We start from the raw sequence: 16,164 nt of genomic DNA, 5'->3' as shown, positions 1-16,164 counted from the left end.
AAGGTCAGCAAAAAAAAGAAGCTCGCGATCAGCGGAGCTTCTTATTTCGGCCAATCTTTTTCTCTTTTTCTGCGCCTGTCCTCTTCAGCTTTATACTTTCTGAAACCGACATATGTCAGCGTCGAGAGGATAATGCTTCCTGTCGTCAGGATGACCCATAATAGTGAAGGGTCTGCATCATCTTCTTCTACTTGATCAAACACATCTTCCAAATCTTTTTCCAAAAGCGTCAGCCTTTCCAGCTTGCTGCTTTCCGTCATTTGCTGAAAGCCCCCGTTTTCCACGACCGCAATATGGTTGGAGACGCTTTTTAACTGCTTTGGCGAAACATCAATCGTTAAGCTTGGATAAATCGTATCATACAAGGATAAAAAATGATTCCACTTTTCCCTGAATGTCAGGTTGTCTTCTTTCTGAATCCCGGCCTTCAAAGCGCTGAAAGAATCCATGATCGGCTTTTTCAAACTGCTCCACAGCGGATCATGGTCAGATTCTATGGCGTCCATCAGCATTCTAAACTGGGCAGCGGCTTTAAATTTTTCCTGCTGTGCGACATCTTCGCTTTCCAGCCTTTTCAGCGTATCATGGTAGGCCAGACTGACCTGGCGGATTTCCGAGCCTGTCATAATACCCTCTGTTTCCCCATTCTCCGCTGCTTTCAGCCGTTTTTCAAAGTATTGAAGAATTTGTACCGCTTCCTCATATTGAGACTGCCTTGTTAGCTGGAATACCGTATCTGACAGTTCCGTCAATTCCTGCAAAGCCAATGATTCTTTCGCTTTTAAACCGGCCGCAGGAAAAACAAGCGCAAGCATCATGCAAAGGATCACCTTTCGTATCATTACGGTCCCTCCCACTCCTTCTATTAAAGCGTATGAAGAGAGGGACAAGGTTAGACCTAGATTGTGAATCCGTGTTACAGCTTAAAAGCTTTCCGGGACAAAACCAAGTAATAGGCCAAAGCGATCGAAGCGATACTGAGCCAAAATGTAAAATAGCCGATCTGCGGCATATATTGATCGAGCATTGAATAATTCGGCATCATGCCAAACAAGTAATCAATCACATCATTATGCAGCGTCCAAACAGCCGCAAGCGCCAAATGCCACCCTTTAAACCGGTAATGAGGGGCGTACAGCACGCCTTGCACAGCCATTGCGAAATGCGACGCGATCAGCATATAGCCCGTCCAATGGAGGCTTCCGGACACCGCAAGCACAAGAATATTCATCACAACCGCCCACAGCCCGTATTTGACGAGCGTAACAAGCGCAAGCGCCTCAAAGAGAGGAGCATTCCTTCCCAATAAAAGTCCGATGAGAACAAATAAAAAAAACAATGTCGCCGTCGGGCTGTCGGGAACGAAAATCAGAAATTTCGCAGGCGTATTCGTCAGTTGCGGAAGGTACCAGTAATACCCGTAAACCGTACCGAAGAAATTAATGATCAAAAGCAGCAGAAGCAGCGGCTTTTGAGCGAGCATGTAGGAAATCAGTTTCAAAGCAATCAACTCACAGTCTCTTTAAATAAAAAAAGCCGCCGCCGAGTCAGCTTCACAGACTGACCGCAGAAACGTGCGCCAAGAAGCAGCGGCCTTTCCGGCTTCCGTACGGTTCACGATCAGCAGCGGTCAAAATTGAAAAGGCCATCGACATCGTCGACAGCCCGAGAGGCTGACTTGGCGTCAGCTTCAGCTCTATCAAGAGTATAGCCTGCCTTCATCAACTTGACAACCGTTTTATTTCGCCGTTGTTTCGGAGATGAATTTAGACAGTTCTTTAAGCTCTTTATCAGATCCTTTAAAAACGCCAGCAGGCATTTCGCCTTTTCCTTCCTTGGCGATTTTCGCAATCTCTTCCGGAGACAAGCCGTTGTCAACGAGAGACGGGCCTGCCGCTCCTCCCTGCATGTTGTCTCCATGGCACGAAATACAGCCTTGCTCCTGATAAATCTTATACCCTGCTGCACTCGTATCTATATTGGCCTCTTCCTTGATCTTACCCTGCTCTTCAGCAGCGGCCCAGTCGTGGGTGACAACGGACTGCCATGTTAAGAAAATCGTCGCTGAAATTGCCAAAAGCATCAACCCTACGGCAACCGGGCGTTTAAACGGCCTTCTTTCAGGGCCTCTGTCAAGAAACGGTGCCAATAATAGCGCTCCGAATGCAATTGTCGGGATAATAATTGCGCCGACCACCGTATACGGCCCGGCAGCATATTCGTATTTCAGCAATTGGTAAAGAAATAGAAAATACCAGTCTGGCAAAGGTATGTAGCCGGTATCGGTCGGATCTGCCATCCGCTCGAGCGGAGGCTCATGCACGATGGTCAGCACGAGAAAACCGACAAGGAAAACCGCCCCGACCATCCATTCTTTCAACAGGAAATTCGGCCAGAACGCTTCCGTTTTCCCTGGAAATTCGGAATAATCTTTTGGAATATTCGGTTTTCTTTCCGCCGGGATCCGTGAATCACCGACAAACTTCATCCCTTTTCCCCTCTTCATGCCATCCCCTCCTTCTCAATTGAGTCGCTCGCTTACAGCGGCCCAGAAATTCCTTGCTTGCGAATCATGATAAAGTGTGCAGCCATCAGTCCGAACAGAGCGGCTGGCAGGAAAAAGACGTGTATGGCAAAAAAGCGCGTCAACGTCTGAGCGCCGACAATATCCGGATGACCGGCAAGCAGCGTTTTAATTTCCGAGCCGATCAGCGGCGTCGCCTCAGCAATCTGCAAACCTACTTTTGTCGCAAACAGAGCTTTCATATCCCAAGGCAAAAGGTAGCCTGTAAAACCTAAACCGAGCATGACAAAGAAGATCAAAACGCCGACAATCCAGTTCAGCTCTCTCGGCTTCTTATAGGCCCCCTGGAAGAAAACCCTGAGCGTATGAAGAAACATCATCACAATGACCAAGCTTGCACCCCAGTGGTGCATTCCCCTTACAATCTGTCCGAACGCCACTTCATTCTGCAAATAATAAACAGATTCCCAGGCGTTTTTAATATCCGGAACGTAATACATCGTCAAAAACATGCCGGACAGCACCTGAATCACCGTAACGAAAAACGTCAATCCCCCGAAGCAGTACACGAAAGCTGAAAAATGGTGAGCCGGGTTCACGTGTTCAGGAACTTCATGGTCGGCGATGTCCCGCCAGAGCGGCGTAATGTCAAGTCTTTCGTCCACCCAGTCATAAATTTTGTTTAGCATGATCACCCATCCTTCCTCGGCTTGGCTTTCCCTAAGTAAAGGTAGCCGTCTTTAACCTCTTGCTCATAGCGGTCCAAAGGAGCAAGCGGCGGAGTTCCGGGCACGTTGGTACCATCCTTTTCATAAAGTCCGTAATGGCACGGACAAAAGAACTTATTCGGATTTTTAGGATCGCTGTTCCAGTTGACCGTACACCCCAAATGTTTACAAACCGGTGATAAAGCTACAATTTCGTCCCCACTTTTGAAAACCCACGCTGATCTCGATTCTTCCGATTCGTACCAGGCATCCACTTGTTTGATTTTAAAATCGAAGCGCTGCGGTTCATTTGTCAATTCATCAACGCTGACAACCTGAACCATGTCCTGATCTTCAGTCGGCCTTAAAACCGGATCGAGCGCGAAGCGAACCATAGGCATGAGCATCCCCGCCGCCATAAAGCCGCCGACTCCGGTCAGCGTATAGTTTAAAAACTGACGTCTGGATACCCGATGTCTTTTTTCGCTCATCTTCATATCCCCCCTCAAGTCCCCAGCTACAATATAACTGAAATAGAAAAAAATTCATGAAACTAGGACACCCTCATAATATATCAATATTTTAGGAAGGTCAACATTCCCAAAATCATTATACAAAGGAAATGTAAGTGTTTTTATTAAGAGTTCCAATATTGTAACAAAATGTTCAATATTTGCTCAATTTGGTCTTCCAGCAGCTTCTGCTTTAACGAATCCTTCATATGTTCGAGAGGAATCGCCGGAACCCACAGCAGCTTTTGCTCGCTTTCGAGCACCTGCTTCCAGCGTTCATCCGTCGTTAAAAAAACGATGTGGCGAAAATGTTTTCCGGCCATTTCTTTTAAATTGGCGATATGCTGCGCCGATTTTTCATTCGCATCTAAATATGTACAGGGCGGAAACAAATAGATTCTGCCCTTCAGCTGCCTTTCAAGTTCTTCTGCAAGTATAGACGTAAATTCCCCTTTTGATACGGCCGATTTAAACTGATCTCCCAAATTAACCGATATTAAAGGGATGACAGCTGTATCGATGTATTCTTTCGCGTTCAAGTAAATATCCGCATCGTGCGTATTCCATTTCACGGCTCCCGGCCTCCTCGTTTTGACAGCGCTTTCTCCGGAGCTGAACAAGCCTTGCTCTCGGCAAGGCTTGATTGGCAGCGGATTATCGCAGCTGGCTCAGTTGTTTAGCTAGTTTTTCGAAGCTCTCTTTATCTTGGCGGTCAAGCGCTTCATCGATTTCCCGCAGCAGCTTTTGTCTCTGAAAAGTGGAAATGGAATGCTCCAAAATCTGTTCAGCGACAATTTTATCTTTTTCATTTTCATATAGGTCTTTCGGAATATGGGGGTTGGCTTCGAGTACCGCCGCATATTCCGGAGAATTATAGGCTGAGCGGAAGTTCAGCTGGATAAAGAGATCCTGCTGCTTATTCAGCCTGATATCATGAAATGATTTTTCTGCATCGGTCGTCATGACATTTTCTTTATAAAAACGAAAAGGCACTTCCTCAACGCAGTGGGTAGACATGATAATGCCCCTCGGACAAAATTCGGCCTGCTCGACAAAATGCACTTTTTCCATCAGCGAGTCATGGCTCATTAAATAATTCAGAATCCATACACACTCTCTTCGTTTCAGCTGATAATGGTTGAGAAACCAGCGGATAAAATCTTTTTTTTCATTGACAGAAACAGGGGTCTGCATGTTATTCCCTCCTCTATCGCATCTTGTGTATTACTTTATAAATTCCACACAAACCGATCATATCCTGCTTATTCAAAGGAATTTTCATCTTCGATTCTGAAAATCGTCTCCTGGACTTCCTCGTTTGCCGGGTCGAGCTCTGCCAGTTTTTTCAGCAGAGGCAGCGCTTCTTTTCGCCGTCCTTCTTCTAGCAGAAACATTGAATATTCGTAAAGGAAATCGGCGTCATCCCGATAGTGCAAAAATGCGTTCTCATATTCCTCACGCGCCTTGTCGTACACCTCTGTCCGGGCGAACGCCGATGCCAGATGCCAGCTGAACTTCGGATCATCCTCTCCGTATTTGCGCACTTCCTGTACAAGTTCAATAATGCTCTCATCGTCGTCTTCTTCAAGAAACAGGGCAAGCAGGGTATGGACGGCTTCCAGAAATCCGGGGTCCAGCGCCAGCGCTTCACGAAGCAGCTCTTTCGCTTCCGAATGCCTTTTCGTTTTTAAGGCTGCTTTTGCAGCAGAAAGATAAAGCTCTTTGTTGAATTCATCGAAGCGGATTCCTTCTTTTGCCGTTTCAAATGCTTCTTCATAAAGCCCTTCTGCTTCAAAGCTGTTTGCCAGAGGCTTGTAAAGTGAAGAATAAGCAGGATCCATTTCCTTCAGCTCTGTCAGTTGTTTAATCGCAGTTTTAGGATACCCCGCTTTCAGCGCCGTAAAACCAAACCCGAACAGTGTGTTGGGCTCCGGGTTCTCCTTGACGGCTTTTTCATACCATTCAAGCGCTTCTTCAAACGCGCCGGATGAACTTAATGATTCCGCCAGCCTTTGGTACACATTGACGCCGCCGATGACGGCTTCTTCTTCGGCCGCTTTTTTGAATTGACGGACCGCTTTGCCGTAAGCTCCCTGAGTGAAATACAGCTCTCCCAAGGCAAAATCGATAATCGGCTCATCCGGCAAAATGGCTTGGGCCTTTAACAGCTTTTGCTCGCTGACTTCAAACAGACCCTGCATCTGATAGAGGTCAGCCATTAAAAGCAGGCACTGCGGGTACGCTTCATCTGTTTCCGGAATCGTTTCGAGCACGCTGAGCGCTTTTTCTTCCTGGTCGGTTTCGATGAGGAGTTCGGCATAAAAGCATGTCAGTTCCGTTTCATCCGGATACAGTTCATGGAGATCATTCGCTATGGCGATAGCCTTATCGACAATGCCCCATTCGTAATACAGCTGAGCTACTATGGCTTTGTCTTCATCATGAAGGTCAGACTCGATATCAGCAAGCTTTTTCAATCCGCTTTCCGGGTGGCCTGCTTCAACTAATTTTATGGCTTCTTGAATCGAAGTATTCAAATCTAAACGTCCCTTTCTTTCGTCAATTCATCGCCTGCCGTATCAGCCGGCATATCGCGGTGAGTTACTTACTATCATAATTCACGCGGCGGCTTCCGGCAAATATGTTGCCCGCACACCTGTATGAAGCAGATTGATTCTGTTAAGACAAGCTATGCGGGAGACATTCGTTTTATGATCAAACGCCCGGCTTTCATGATTTTCCGGGCTGAAAAAGCCTGAGCACAAGGCTTCAGGCTTTTTTTGCAAGCTTTTCAATATGTTCAAAAAACGAAGGATATGAGACGCTCACAGCTTCAGGCTGTAAAATGTCGATCGGCTGCTCGCAGATGCAGGCGGCGATTCCCAGCATCATTCCGATCCGGTGGTCCCCGTGGCTTGAGACTTTCGCGCCGCCTGTAAGAGGCGTCCTGCCGTGAATCTTCATCCCGTCTTCTGTCGGCTCGATGTTCGCACCGATTTTTTTCAGCTCTGAGGCGACGGTATCGATTCGGTTCGTTTCTTTTACTTTGAGCTCAGCCGCGTCTTTGATGACCGTCGTTCCTTCAGCCTGTGTAGCGAGAAGAGCGATGATCGGTATTTCATCGATGAGGCGCGGGATCAAATCGCCCGAAATCTCAGCGGCTTTCAAAGAGGACGTTTTGATTCTGAGATCGCCGTACGGCTCGGCGTTTCCGGCATTTTTTTCTTCGATTTCAAGATCGGCCCCCATTTCTTTCAAGACATCGATGATTCCCGTCCTGGTCGGATTGAGTCCGACATTGCGAAGCACGACTTCACTGTCAGGAACTAGGGAAGCCGCTGCCAGGAAAAACGCAGCTGATGAAATATCACCCGGCACGAAGACTTCGGCCGCTTTCAGCTGCTGCCCGCCCTCAATTGTTACGCTTGTTTCATCTTCCTGAAGGCTGACACCGAACATTGACAGCATCCGTTCCGTATGGTCTCTTGATTTATGAGGCTCCGTCACCGTTGTGGCGCCTTCGGCCTGCAGACCTGCAAGCAAAACGGCAGATTTGATTTGCGCACTTGCAACAGGCGACTGAAAATCGATCGCTGCCAGATGTCCGCCGCGGACAGAGAGCGGTGTATATTCCCCTCCGGCGCGGCCGTCGATTTTCGCTCCCATTTTTCGAAGCGGTTCTGTGACACGCTTCATCGGCCTTTTGGCGATGCTCTCATCGCCGGCGACTGTGCTGTGAAACGGGCGTCCCGCCAAAATGCCGAGCATCAGCCTGATCGTCGTTCCGGAATTCCCCACGTCAAGGAGTTCCGCAGGTTCAGCCAGCTGATCGAGCCCTTTGCCGAGGACGGTGACATCACTGCCATTCTGTTCGATTTCCACACCCATTTTCCGAAAGCAGGCGATCGTGCTCAAGCAGTCAGCTCCTGGCAAAAAGTTTTTGATGACCGTTTTCCCTTCTGCTATGGCTCCGAACATAACAGAGCGATGAGAGATGGATTTATCTCCCGGAATATGAAGCTCTCCTTTTAGTGAACTGATTTTTCCTCTTTTCATGTGTTCCACCTCAATCAGCATAAAATGTTTCATATTTTGCGCGGGTTTGAATGCATTTTTCGGCGCGTTTTCGATCTTCATCGGATTGAAAGCTGATTCTGAGAACACCGTTTATGTCTTCCCTTGTTTCAATAATCCGGATGTTCGTAATGCTGATTTTCTCGTCAGCGAGAATCGCCGTAATTTCCGAGATGACCCCGGGATGGTCGGGGACATCGACATAAAGATCGTAAAAGGAAGGAATCGCGCCTTTTTGCCGCAAAGGCAGACCGTCGCGGTATTCCTTGGCCTGCCGAAAAAATTCAAACAGCCCGTCTGCATCTTCATTTTCGATAAAAGACTGGATTCTGTCCAGCTCAAATTTCCATTCGTCAAACCGTTCCAATATTTTATCTTTATTGTGCAAAAGAATATCGCGCCACATCGCCGGGCTGCTTGAGGCAATTCTCGTAATATCGCGGAAGCCCCCTGCGGCAAAACGCTTGACGAGCGGATAATGATCTTCGAATTTGACGGTCTGGTGGACGAGACTGGCCGCTACGACGTGCGGAAAGTGGCTGATTACGCTTGTAACGGCGTCGTGTTCAGCCGGAGACATTTCCACAAACTTTGCATTTGTTCCTTTGAGCAGATCTTTTAAGGATGCAACCGCTTCTTTGCCGGCGGAGCCGGAAGGCGTCAAAATGTAAAACGCGTTCTCGAAAAGGAAGTCTTTGGCGGCTGCGACGCCCGATTTATGCGATCCGGCCATCGGATGGCCCCCGATAAACCTGTATTCATCCGGCAGCACTTTCTCGGCATGGCTGACGACCTTTTGTTTCGTGCTGCCGACATCTGTAATGAGCAGCTTTTTTCTGATGCCTGAAGCGGCAAGTTCATCAAGCATGTGAAGCGTCTGTTCGACCGGCGCCGCTAAAAAAACGGTTGATGCTTCTTTCACCCCTTCTAAAAAAGAAACAGCCGGAGCATCAATAACGCCAAGCTTTTGTGCAGCTCTTGCCTGCTCTTCTGACACGTCAAACCCGATGATCCGTTTGCCGGGGTGTTCCTTTTTGATGGCAAGGGCGATCGAACCGCCGATTAAGCCCAAACCGGCCAATAAAATCGTTTCATTTGGTTGAGTCATTTTTTATCACCTAAGTTCATCAATAGACTAAAGAGGTGACTGAATCATCACCTCTTACAACATGCCGGCTAACGTTTTCAACAAGCCTTCGTTCTGTTCCTTCGTACCGACCGATATTCTAAGGAATGTCGGAAAGCCGAGCGCATTCCCCGATCTGACGATATAGCCTTTTTTCAGCAGCTCCATGAAAAGTTCGTCTGCATTCCGTTTAAAATCGATCAGCACAAAGTTCGTTTGTGAAGGATAGTAATTTAGCCCGTGCTCATCACAGAAATCGTAGTACTGTTTGAGCCCTTCATTGTTTTTTCTCACGCAATCGTCGATAAATGCCTGATCGCCCAGCGCGGCAAGCGCGGCAGCCTGGCCGAGCCGGTTTGTATTAAACGGCTGTCTCGCCGGCTCAACCGCCTGAATCAGCTGTTCAGAGGCAATCCCGTAGCCGACCCTCAAAGACGCTAAACCGTAAGCTTTTGAAAACGTCCTGAGAATCATCAAGTTCGAAAAGCGTTCCAAAAGCGGAATGGTCTCAGGGTAGTCTTGAGCCGTTACGTATTCGTAATAAGCTTCATCGACGACAGCAAGGACATGTTCCGGGACTTTTTCAAGAAAACGGATCAGGTTGCGGCTGGATTCATACGTTCCGGTCGGATTGTTCGGGCTGCAAACCCAGACAACCTTCGTCTGTTCATCGATCGCCTCCAGCATTGCATCCAGGTCGTGGCAGCCGTTGTCAAGCAGGCCGATTTCCCTGACTTCCGCTCCTTCGATGACAGCATTGTGCTTGTATTGTGAAAATGTCGGATTCGCCATTACAGTGTTTGATGCAGGATCCAACAAAGAGCGGGAAATAATTTGAATGACTTCGTCCGTTCCGTTTCCAAGGATGATGTTCGTTTCGTTTACGCCGAGATGGGAGGCAAGCTTTGTTCTTAATGCCGCACTATAGCCGTCAGGATAGAGAGCCATTTGCTGCACTTCGGTCTGGAGCGCTGCTTTTGCCGCTTCCGAACAGCCGTAAGGATTTTCATTGGAAGCGAGCTTGACGACCCGGTCGAGATTGAATTCTTTTTTGACCTCTTCAATCGGTTTGCCCGGCTTGTAAGGCGTTAATTGTTTTAACTGTTCTTTAATTTGCAACATTCTGTCACCTCATTTTACCATGTACGATCCGCTAAATGTCTTAGCGTATGCCTCAAACGCCTTTAAGGCTTGTTCCCTTGTCTCAGGGGCGATGAGTTCGTCTTTCAGCTCTTCGATCTTTCTGACAAGGGCGCTTCCCACGACAACGCCGTCCGCCAGTTCATTCATCATCTCCACTTGTTTGGAGCTGGAAATCCCAAACCCAACGGCAACCGGGACGGAGCTCATTCCTTTAACTGACCTGATAAATGAAGAAACAGAATCTTCGAATTCATTGCGCACACCTGTCACACCGAGCGAAGAAACGCAATACACAAAACCTTCCGCTTGCTGCGTTATTTTTTGAATGCGCGATTCGCTTGTCGGCGCGACCAGCGAAATATAGGTAATCCCGTGTTTTTTACACTGCTGCTGCAAATATACACTTTCCTCAAAAGGAAGGTCCGGTACAAGGAGTCCGTTTAGCCGATTTTGTCGCAGTAAAGCGAAAAAGTGATCTGTATCTAATTGTAACACAGGATTATAATACGTAAAGAGAATAATCGGAATATGGACGCCGTTTTTTTTTCATTTCACCGCCAAGCCTGATCGCTTTTACGATGTTCATGTCGTTGTCAAGCGCCCTTTTGGACGCGCGCTGAATCACCGGGCCGTCAGCGAGCGGATCAGAATACGGAACCCCGAGTTCAAGGGCGGACGCCCCCGCCTCTTGAAGGGATTTCGCCAGCTCGATCGAGATTTCAGGCAGCGGGTCTCCCGCTGTAATAAACGGAACAAATAACTTATCGGACGGCTGTTTTTTCAGATTGAACATCTTGATTCACCTCTTCTTCCAACACCTTCATCAAGGTATGGACGTCTTTGTCTCCCCTGCCTGAAAGGCAGACGAGAACACTTTTCTCTCTCGGCAGTTCTTTAGCGATGTCAAATGCTTTTGCCAATGCATGGGCGGATTCAATAGCCGGCAAAATGCCCTCTGTCTCTGTCAGCAGCCTTAATGCCGAGACCGCTTCATCATCAGTGACAGATTCATACGTGACGCGCCCTGTTTGATGAAGATGAGCGTGCTCGGGGCCGACCCCCGGATAATCAAGTCCTGCTGAAATGGAATAAGGCTCAATGATCTGTCCGTACTCGTCTTGAATCAAGTAGGTCAAAGAACCGTGGATAACGCCTTTTGTACCCTTTGTGATCGTTGCCGCGTGAAGGGGGGTGTCGACACCTTTTCCCGCAGCTTCGACTCCGATCAGTTCAACAGTTTCTTCAATGAACGCGCTGAACATCCCGATCGCATTGCTTCCGCCTCCGACACAGGCGACAACTTTATCGGGGAGGCTTTGCTCCAATTGATAAAACTGCGCTTTCGCCTCTTCGCCGATCATCCGTTGAAATTCACGGACGATATAAGGATACGGGTGCGGCCCGACGACGGAACCGATCATGTAAAAATGATCCTGGCAATGCTGAACCCAGTAACGGATCGCCTCGTTTGTAGCATCTTTTAATGTCCCGTTTCCGCTTGACACCGGAACGACCTCCGCTCCCAAGAGCTTCATCCGGAACACGTTCAGCGATTGTCTGGCAACATCTTCTTCACCCATAAAGACAATGCATGACAAGCCGAACTTTGCAGCGACAGTCGCCGCAGCCACGCCGTGCTGCCCTGCGCCGGTTTCAGCGATGAGCTTTGTTTTCCCCATTTTCTTGGCCAACAGAGCCTGGCCGAGGGCATTGTTGATTTTGTGGGCGCCTGTATGGTTTAAATCTTCTCTTTTTAAATAAATCTTCGCTCCGCCCAGCTGCTTTGTGAGCCGGTCAGCGAGCGTCAAAGCCGTCGGCCTGCCTGAGTAGTCTTTTAAAAGCTTTTGATAATCCTTTTGAAACGAGGGGTCGTCTTTCAGTTCAAGAAACGCTTTTTCGATTTCTTCCAAAGGCTGCATGAGTGTTTCCGGCACGAATTTCCCGCCAAAATCACCAAACCTGCCTTGTTCATTCGGATATGAATACATGTTCAAACATCCTTTCTTCTAAAAGGCCGATCAGCTTTTCGCTTTTCCTGCCTCTTTCTTCAATTCCGCTTGCCAGGTCGATTCCCGGCGGGCGCCGCTTTAAAAGATCCGCGATTGTGTCCGGGTTCACGCCCCCGGCGATAAACAGTCGCTTTCTTTCTCTTTGCGCTGCATCTTTATACATCGGAACGCTGTCCCACGAAAACGAAACGCCCGTTCCTCCTCTGAGCCCTTTAACAGACGAGTCGATGACATACCCGTCGATGTAAGGTGCGAAAGATGCCATGCGCTGAACGGTATCATCCCCATGGTGGAGCGCCTTCCAAATCTCGCAGTCTGTCATGCTTTTCAGCCGCTTGATATCTGCCTCTGTTTCATCTCCGTGAAGCTGGATCACGTCCAAACCGGCATCTTTTACGATTTCTGCTATTCTGCAAATATTTTCATTAACAAAGACGCCGACAAGCTTTTTACCCGCTGTATCCGTTTTGCCACACCAGCGTTTCACATCCTCCGGGTCTGCCGACCGTCTGCTTTCGGCGAAAATAAATCCGAGGTAATCGGCTTTCGAGCGGGCTGTCACCTTTAAATCTTCCAATGAATGAATCCCGCAATATTTCAAGCCCGGTTTCTCCATCATCCGTTCTCTCCGAATAACGCATGGACAGCCTTCAGCTGTGACGGCTCTCTCATTAACGATTCGCCGACTAGCACAGCCCGGGCTCCGCACGCTTTTACAAAAGCGAGGTCTTCCGATTGTCCGATGCCGCTTTCGCTGATAAGAACGCTCCCTGACGGAACGAGTTTTGCCATACGCTCCGTTTGCCCGACGGATGTTTCAAAGGTTTTTAGATTTCGATTGTTTACGCCGATGATTTCGGGTGTAAAGACATTTAAAATACCTTCAAGCGTCTCTTCGCCATGAACTTCGACAAGCACATCCATACCTTTTTCAGCAGCTTGCTGATAGAGGTCAAACAGCTTTTGCGGTTCAAGCGCTTCTCCGATCAGCAGGATCGCATCCGCTCCGATGCGGTCCGCTTCTTCAACCTGAATGGAATCAATGATAAAATCCTTGCGCAGTACTGGCAGCGAAACCGAGCGTTTCACATCTGACAAATAACTGTTCTTCCCTTGAAAAAAAGGTGTATCTGTCAGAACAGACAAACAGTCGGCTTTAGCCTGTTCGTACTGTTTAGCGATTTTTACGGGCTCAAAGTTTTCCTGAATCACACCTTTTGACGGTGAAGCTTTTTTCACCTCCGCAATTAAAGCGACAAACCGGTTAGGAGAAAGAAGCGCCTTTTTAAATGACCGCTTTGGCAGCTTCAAATCTTCCGGCAGTTCGATTTTCAGAATGTCTTCTCGTTTTCTATCAATAATTTGATTAAGCATACAACTCTTCCTCTTTCTGTTTTAATCGTTCCAGCTGATCAAGCGCCTCACCGCTTGCAACAGCTTCTAAAGCGAGTGCAACGCCTTCTTTTAAACCCGGCGCCTGTTCTGCGACGTATAAAGCGGCTCCGGCATTAAACGCTGCGATATGAACAGCCGAATCCGGAGCGCGGTTTTTCAAAATATCGACGATGAGACGGCCGCTTTCTTCAGGCGTCGCCACCTGAATGTCGCTTATCCTGCCGAACGGCAGACCGACATCGCCAGGCTCAACGGTGTATTCGTATGTTTTGCCGCCTTTCAGTTCAATCACATCTGTCGGCGATGTGATCGACAGTTCATCAAGACCGTCCCGGCTCGATACAAACAATACGTGTTCCGGTTCAAACGCTTCAAGTGCGCGGGCCATGAGCTTTGCTTTTTCAATCGAGTAGACGCCGATCACCTGGCGCTTGGCTTTCATTGGATTGCTGAGCGGGCCGAGCAGATTGAATACGGTTCTAAAAGCCAAATCCTTCCTTGCGCCGGCCACGTGCTTCATGGAAGAGTGATAGCTTGGCGCATAGAGGAATCCCATATTGCGGCGTTCAATGCTCTGAATCGTTTCTTCAGGCGACGTCTGAATTGAAACGCCGAGATATTCGAGAACATCAGCGCTCCCGCTTTTTGAAGAAACGGAACGATTACCGTGTTTGGCGATTTTTGCCCCGGCTGATGAAGCGATGATCGCCGCCGCTGTGGAAATGTTGAAGGTGGAGCTTCCGTCTCCTCCGGTTCCGCACGTATCAACAACATCTTCCGGCCCGTTTATTGTTTGCGCCTGCTCCCGCATGGCTCTGACAAATCCCGCAATCTCTTCAGCCGTTTCTCCCCTGTAGGCGAGAACGGACAGGAGGCCTCCAATTTCCGCGGCGCTCAGCGAGCCGGTCATCATGTCACGCATGATGCTGTGTGCCTCGGTTTCATTCATTGTTCCTCCATTAACGCATGATTTCAGCAGTTCGTTCATTGCCGTCCTCCCCCTTTTCGAGAAACATTTCTTCAGCGATTTGAATCGTTTTTAACAGAGCCCCCGCTTTATTGCAGGTCTCTTCCCACTCTTTTTCAGGCACGGAGTCGGCTACGATGCCTGCTCCGGCCTGGATGGACGCCACTCCGTTTTTCACGCTCATCGTCCGGATCGTGATGCATGAATCGATATTTCCGTCAAATCCGATATAAGCAATGCATCCCCCATATGTTTCCCTCGGTTCGGGCTCAAGTTCATTTAAAAGCTGAATCGCGCGGATTTTCGGAGCGCCGGTCAAAGTTCCGGCCGGAAATGCGCTCATTAAAGCGTCTACCGGATGAACGCCCGCTTTTAACGAGCCGGTTACGATCGAAATGATGTGCATGACGTGTGAAAAGGAAACGATTTTCGTAAACTCGGGCACTTGGACAGATCCGTACTCAGCTACTCTGCCGATATCATTTCTCGCCAAATCGACGAGCATGTAGTGCTCCGCTTTTTCTTTCTCATCAGCCAAAAGATCTTTTTCGAGCCGCTTATCTTCAGCCTGATCACCGCCTCTTTTCCTCGTGCCGGCAATCGGATGAATTTCAAGATGACCGTTTTGAACATGGATCAGGCGTTCAGGCGAGCTTCCGACGAGATCGCGGTCAGGAAGCTTCATGTAGTACATGTACGGGGACGGGTTGACCATTCTCAGCACTCTGTATAACTCAAAAGAACTGACCTTCACCGGAATATCGAACCTTTGCGAAAGGACGCCTTGAAAAATGTCTCCCGCTTTAATGTACTCTTTCAAGCGATTGACATCGGCCAAAAACCGGGATTTCTCATATGTTGATTGAACCCCTTTAAAGCTGGGGGCCGTGTGCCGTCCTTGCGGGAGAAACAGCTCTTTCGTCGTTTTCCGGCCTGACAGCCTGTGTGTAAGCTGTTTGAGCTCTTCTTTCCCCTTTTTAAAAATGCGCTGTTTCTCCTCCCTTGTTTCACTGCCTTCAAGCCTTGCATAGTGGATGAAATGCAGCTTTTTCAGCTCGTGATCATAGGCGATCATCGTCCGGCAGACAAACAGGAGGCATTTTTCCATCTCCGTTTCTTTGCTGTGCCCTTTGACGGACGGTTCAATAAGCGGCATTAAATCATAGCTTAAATAGCCGACCGCTCCCCCTGTAAACGGGATGTCGAGCTCAGGCGCTTTGATCGAATATGTCTCCGACATCCATTCGAGAATTTCTTTTAACTGTGAAGCTGAATAAAGCTTTTTCTGCTTTTGATCGCAGGCGTGAAACCGGCCGCATTCTTCTTTGATCGTCAAAAAGGGATCCAGACCGATGAAAGAATATCTTGACCATGCAGAGGTTTCATTCTGGCTTTCCAGCAAATACACGATGTTTTCCTGCAGCTTCTCGACCAATTGAACGGGCGTCAGCGTATCGACGGAAAAACTCTCAATTATCGGTATTGTTTTAAAGTGTGAAGTATCCTCTGAAAAAGAGGCAAAATCGGTTTGCAGACTCAACAATCTCTCACTCCTTATTCAGGCGGAGAGAATGAGAAGAAGGCCTTTAGAGGACAAATGATTGAATTGAAGAGGGGAAAACGAAACAAACCCAAAAGAACAGCGTCTTTTGGGTAGAATGAATAAACGTTTTGTCTCAACTCAGCTCATCTCAGCTCATTCTCAAT

Annotated in this window: 17 protein-coding genes and 1 pseudogene; all 18 read right to left on the bottom strand. The window is 48.3% G+C overall.

What is annotated here, in order from left to right; all coding sequences use genetic code 11:
- Window positions 1-41: 41 nt before the first annotated feature.
- The 18 genes and pseudogenes from ypjB to trpE all read right to left on the bottom strand — a co-directional run bounded on the left by ypjB (window position 42) and on the right by trpE (window position 15,997).
- Window positions 42-842, bottom strand: a complete 801-nt coding sequence (gene ypjB, locus M1E03_RS09715) for a sporulation protein YpjB (protein WP_035338516.1) — start codon at window positions 840-842, stop codon at window positions 42-44.
- 74 nt (window positions 843-916) lie between these two features.
- Complete coding sequence (gene lhaT, locus M1E03_RS09710; RefSeq protein WP_026579388.1) at window positions 917-1,501, bottom strand: lipoprotein heptaprenylglyceryl N-acetyltransferase LhaT; 585 nt, start codon at window positions 1,499-1,501, stop codon at window positions 917-919.
- Between the two features lie 52 nt (window positions 1,502-1,553).
- On the bottom strand, window positions 1,554-1,703 hold the full coding sequence (locus M1E03_RS09705) for a hypothetical protein (protein WP_164468298.1): 150 nt from the start codon (window positions 1,701-1,703) through the stop codon (window positions 1,554-1,556).
- 35 nt (window positions 1,704-1,738) lie between these two features.
- A complete protein-coding gene (locus tag M1E03_RS09700; RefSeq protein WP_020451942.1) occupies window positions 1,739-2,506 on the bottom strand; it encodes a menaquinol-cytochrome c reductase cytochrome b/c subunit in 768 nt (255 codons plus the stop codon).
- Between the two features lie 32 nt (window positions 2,507-2,538).
- Window positions 2,539-3,213, bottom strand: a complete 675-nt coding sequence (qcrB, locus tag M1E03_RS09695) for a menaquinol-cytochrome c reductase cytochrome b subunit (RefSeq protein ID WP_003182952.1) — start codon at window positions 3,211-3,213, stop codon at window positions 2,539-2,541.
- Between the two features lie 2 nt (window positions 3,214-3,215).
- The gene (locus M1E03_RS09690) at window positions 3,216-3,722 is read right to left on the bottom strand and encodes a QcrA and Rieske domain-containing protein (RefSeq protein WP_003182954.1); all 507 of its coding nucleotides are present in this window, start codon (window positions 3,720-3,722) and stop codon (window positions 3,216-3,218) included.
- A gap of 146 nt (window positions 3,723-3,868) precedes the next feature.
- The gene (locus M1E03_RS09685) at window positions 3,869-4,315 is read right to left on the bottom strand and encodes a YpiF family protein (protein WP_020451943.1); all 447 of its coding nucleotides are present in this window, start codon (window positions 4,313-4,315) and stop codon (window positions 3,869-3,871) included.
- Window positions 4,316-4,397: 82 nt separating this feature from the next.
- The gene (locus M1E03_RS09680; RefSeq protein WP_020451944.1) at window positions 4,398-4,937 is read right to left on the bottom strand and encodes a ReoY family proteolytic degradation factor; all 540 of its coding nucleotides are present in this window, start codon (window positions 4,935-4,937) and stop codon (window positions 4,398-4,400) included.
- Between the two features lie 68 nt (window positions 4,938-5,005).
- On the bottom strand, window positions 5,006-6,280 hold the full coding sequence (locus tag M1E03_RS09675) for a tetratricopeptide repeat protein (RefSeq protein WP_023857438.1): 1,275 nt from the start codon (window positions 6,278-6,280) through the stop codon (window positions 5,006-5,008).
- 232 nt (window positions 6,281-6,512) lie between these two features.
- Window positions 6,513-7,799, bottom strand: coding sequence for a 3-phosphoshikimate 1-carboxyvinyltransferase (aroA, locus tag M1E03_RS09670; protein WP_023857440.1), 1,287 nt, complete (start codon window positions 7,797-7,799; stop codon window positions 6,513-6,515).
- Window positions 7,800-7,809: 10 nt separating this feature from the next.
- Window positions 7,810-8,925, bottom strand: coding sequence for a prephenate dehydrogenase (locus M1E03_RS09665; protein WP_025811226.1), 1,116 nt, complete (start codon window positions 8,923-8,925; stop codon window positions 7,810-7,812).
- A gap of 54 nt (window positions 8,926-8,979) precedes the next feature.
- Window positions 8,980-10,065, bottom strand: coding sequence for a histidinol-phosphate transaminase (hisC, locus tag M1E03_RS09660; protein ID WP_079289295.1), 1,086 nt, complete (start codon window positions 10,063-10,065; stop codon window positions 8,980-8,982).
- Between the two features lie 9 nt (window positions 10,066-10,074).
- Window positions 10,075-10,879: pseudogene (gene trpA, locus M1E03_RS09655) on the bottom strand (tryptophan synthase subunit alpha).
- Window positions 10,848-12,074 carry a tryptophan synthase subunit beta gene (gene trpB, locus M1E03_RS09650; RefSeq protein WP_020451950.1) on the bottom strand — a complete coding sequence of 409 codons (1,227 nt, stop codon included), beginning with the start codon at window positions 12,072-12,074 and terminating at the stop codon, window positions 10,848-10,850. Before trpB ends, trpA begins: the two are co-directional and overlap by 32 nt.
- Window positions 12,055-12,711: a phosphoribosylanthranilate isomerase gene (locus M1E03_RS09645; RefSeq protein ID WP_025811224.1), complete on the bottom strand. Its 657-nt coding sequence runs from the start codon at window positions 12,709-12,711 to the stop codon at window positions 12,055-12,057. Before M1E03_RS09645 ends, trpB begins: the two co-directional genes overlap by 20 nt.
- Window positions 12,711-13,469, bottom strand: coding sequence for an indole-3-glycerol phosphate synthase TrpC (gene trpC / locus M1E03_RS09640; RefSeq protein WP_023857446.1), 759 nt, complete (start codon window positions 13,467-13,469; stop codon window positions 12,711-12,713). The genes M1E03_RS09645 and trpC overlap by 1 nt, the downstream gene beginning before the upstream one ends.
- Window positions 13,462-14,478 (bottom strand): anthranilate phosphoribosyltransferase, encoded by a 1,017-nt coding sequence (gene trpD / locus M1E03_RS09635; RefSeq protein WP_023857447.1) that lies wholly within the window; start codon window positions 14,476-14,478, stop codon window positions 13,462-13,464. Before trpD ends, trpC begins: the two co-directional genes overlap by 8 nt.
- Window positions 14,450-15,997 (bottom strand): anthranilate synthase component I, encoded by a 1,548-nt coding sequence (trpE, locus tag M1E03_RS09630; RefSeq protein WP_065643800.1) that lies wholly within the window; start codon window positions 15,995-15,997, stop codon window positions 14,450-14,452. Before trpE ends, trpD begins: the two co-directional genes overlap by 29 nt.
- Window positions 15,998-16,164 lie beyond the last annotated feature (167 nt).

This window comes from Bacillus sp. PK6-013 (assembly GCF_054161445.1).
Note: the sequence above shows the minus strand (reverse complement) of the source record. Positions and strands in the feature narration are given on the sequence as shown.

Bases quoted from the DNA above. Each gene is read 5' to 3' on its own strand.
- hisC (WP_079289295.1), bottom strand. From the start codon at position 10,065: ATGTTGCAAATTAAAGAACAGTTAAAACAATTAACGCCTTACAAGCCG.
- trpC (WP_023857446.1), bottom strand. From the start codon at position 13,469: ATGCTTAATCAAATTATTGATAGAAAACGAGAAGACATTCTGAAAATC.
- M1E03_RS09680 (WP_020451944.1), bottom strand. From the start codon at position 4,937: ATGCAGACCCCTGTTTCTGTCAATGAAAAAAAAGATTTTATCCGCTGG.
- qcrB (WP_003182952.1), bottom strand. From the start codon at position 3,213: ATGCTAAACAAAATTTATGACTGGGTGGACGAAAGACTTGACATTACG.
- trpB (WP_020451950.1), bottom strand. From the start codon at position 12,074: ATGTATTCATATCCGAATGAACAAGGCAGGTTTGGTGATTTTGGCGGG.
- trpD (WP_023857447.1), bottom strand. From the start codon at position 14,478: ATGAACGAACTGCTGAAATCATGCGTTAATGGAGGAACAATGAATGAA.
- M1E03_RS09665 (WP_025811226.1), bottom strand. From the start codon at position 8,925: ATGACTCAACCAAATGAAACGATTTTATTGGCCGGTTTGGGCTTAATC.
- M1E03_RS09690 (WP_003182954.1), bottom strand. From the start codon at position 3,722: ATGAGCGAAAAAAGACATCGGGTATCCAGACGTCAGTTTTTAAACTAT.
- ypjB (WP_035338516.1), bottom strand. From the start codon at position 842: ATGATACGAAAGGTGATCCTTTGCATGATGCTTGCGCTTGTTTTTCCT.
- M1E03_RS09700 (WP_020451942.1), bottom strand. From the start codon at position 2,506: ATGAAGAGGGGAAAAGGGATGAAGTTTGTCGGTGATTCACGGATCCCG.
- aroA (WP_023857440.1), bottom strand. From the start codon at position 7,799: ATGAAAAGAGGAAAAATCAGTTCACTAAAAGGAGAGCTTCATATTCCG.
- M1E03_RS09645 (WP_025811224.1), bottom strand. From the start codon at position 12,711: ATGGAGAAACCGGGCTTGAAATATTGCGGGATTCATTCATTGGAAGAT.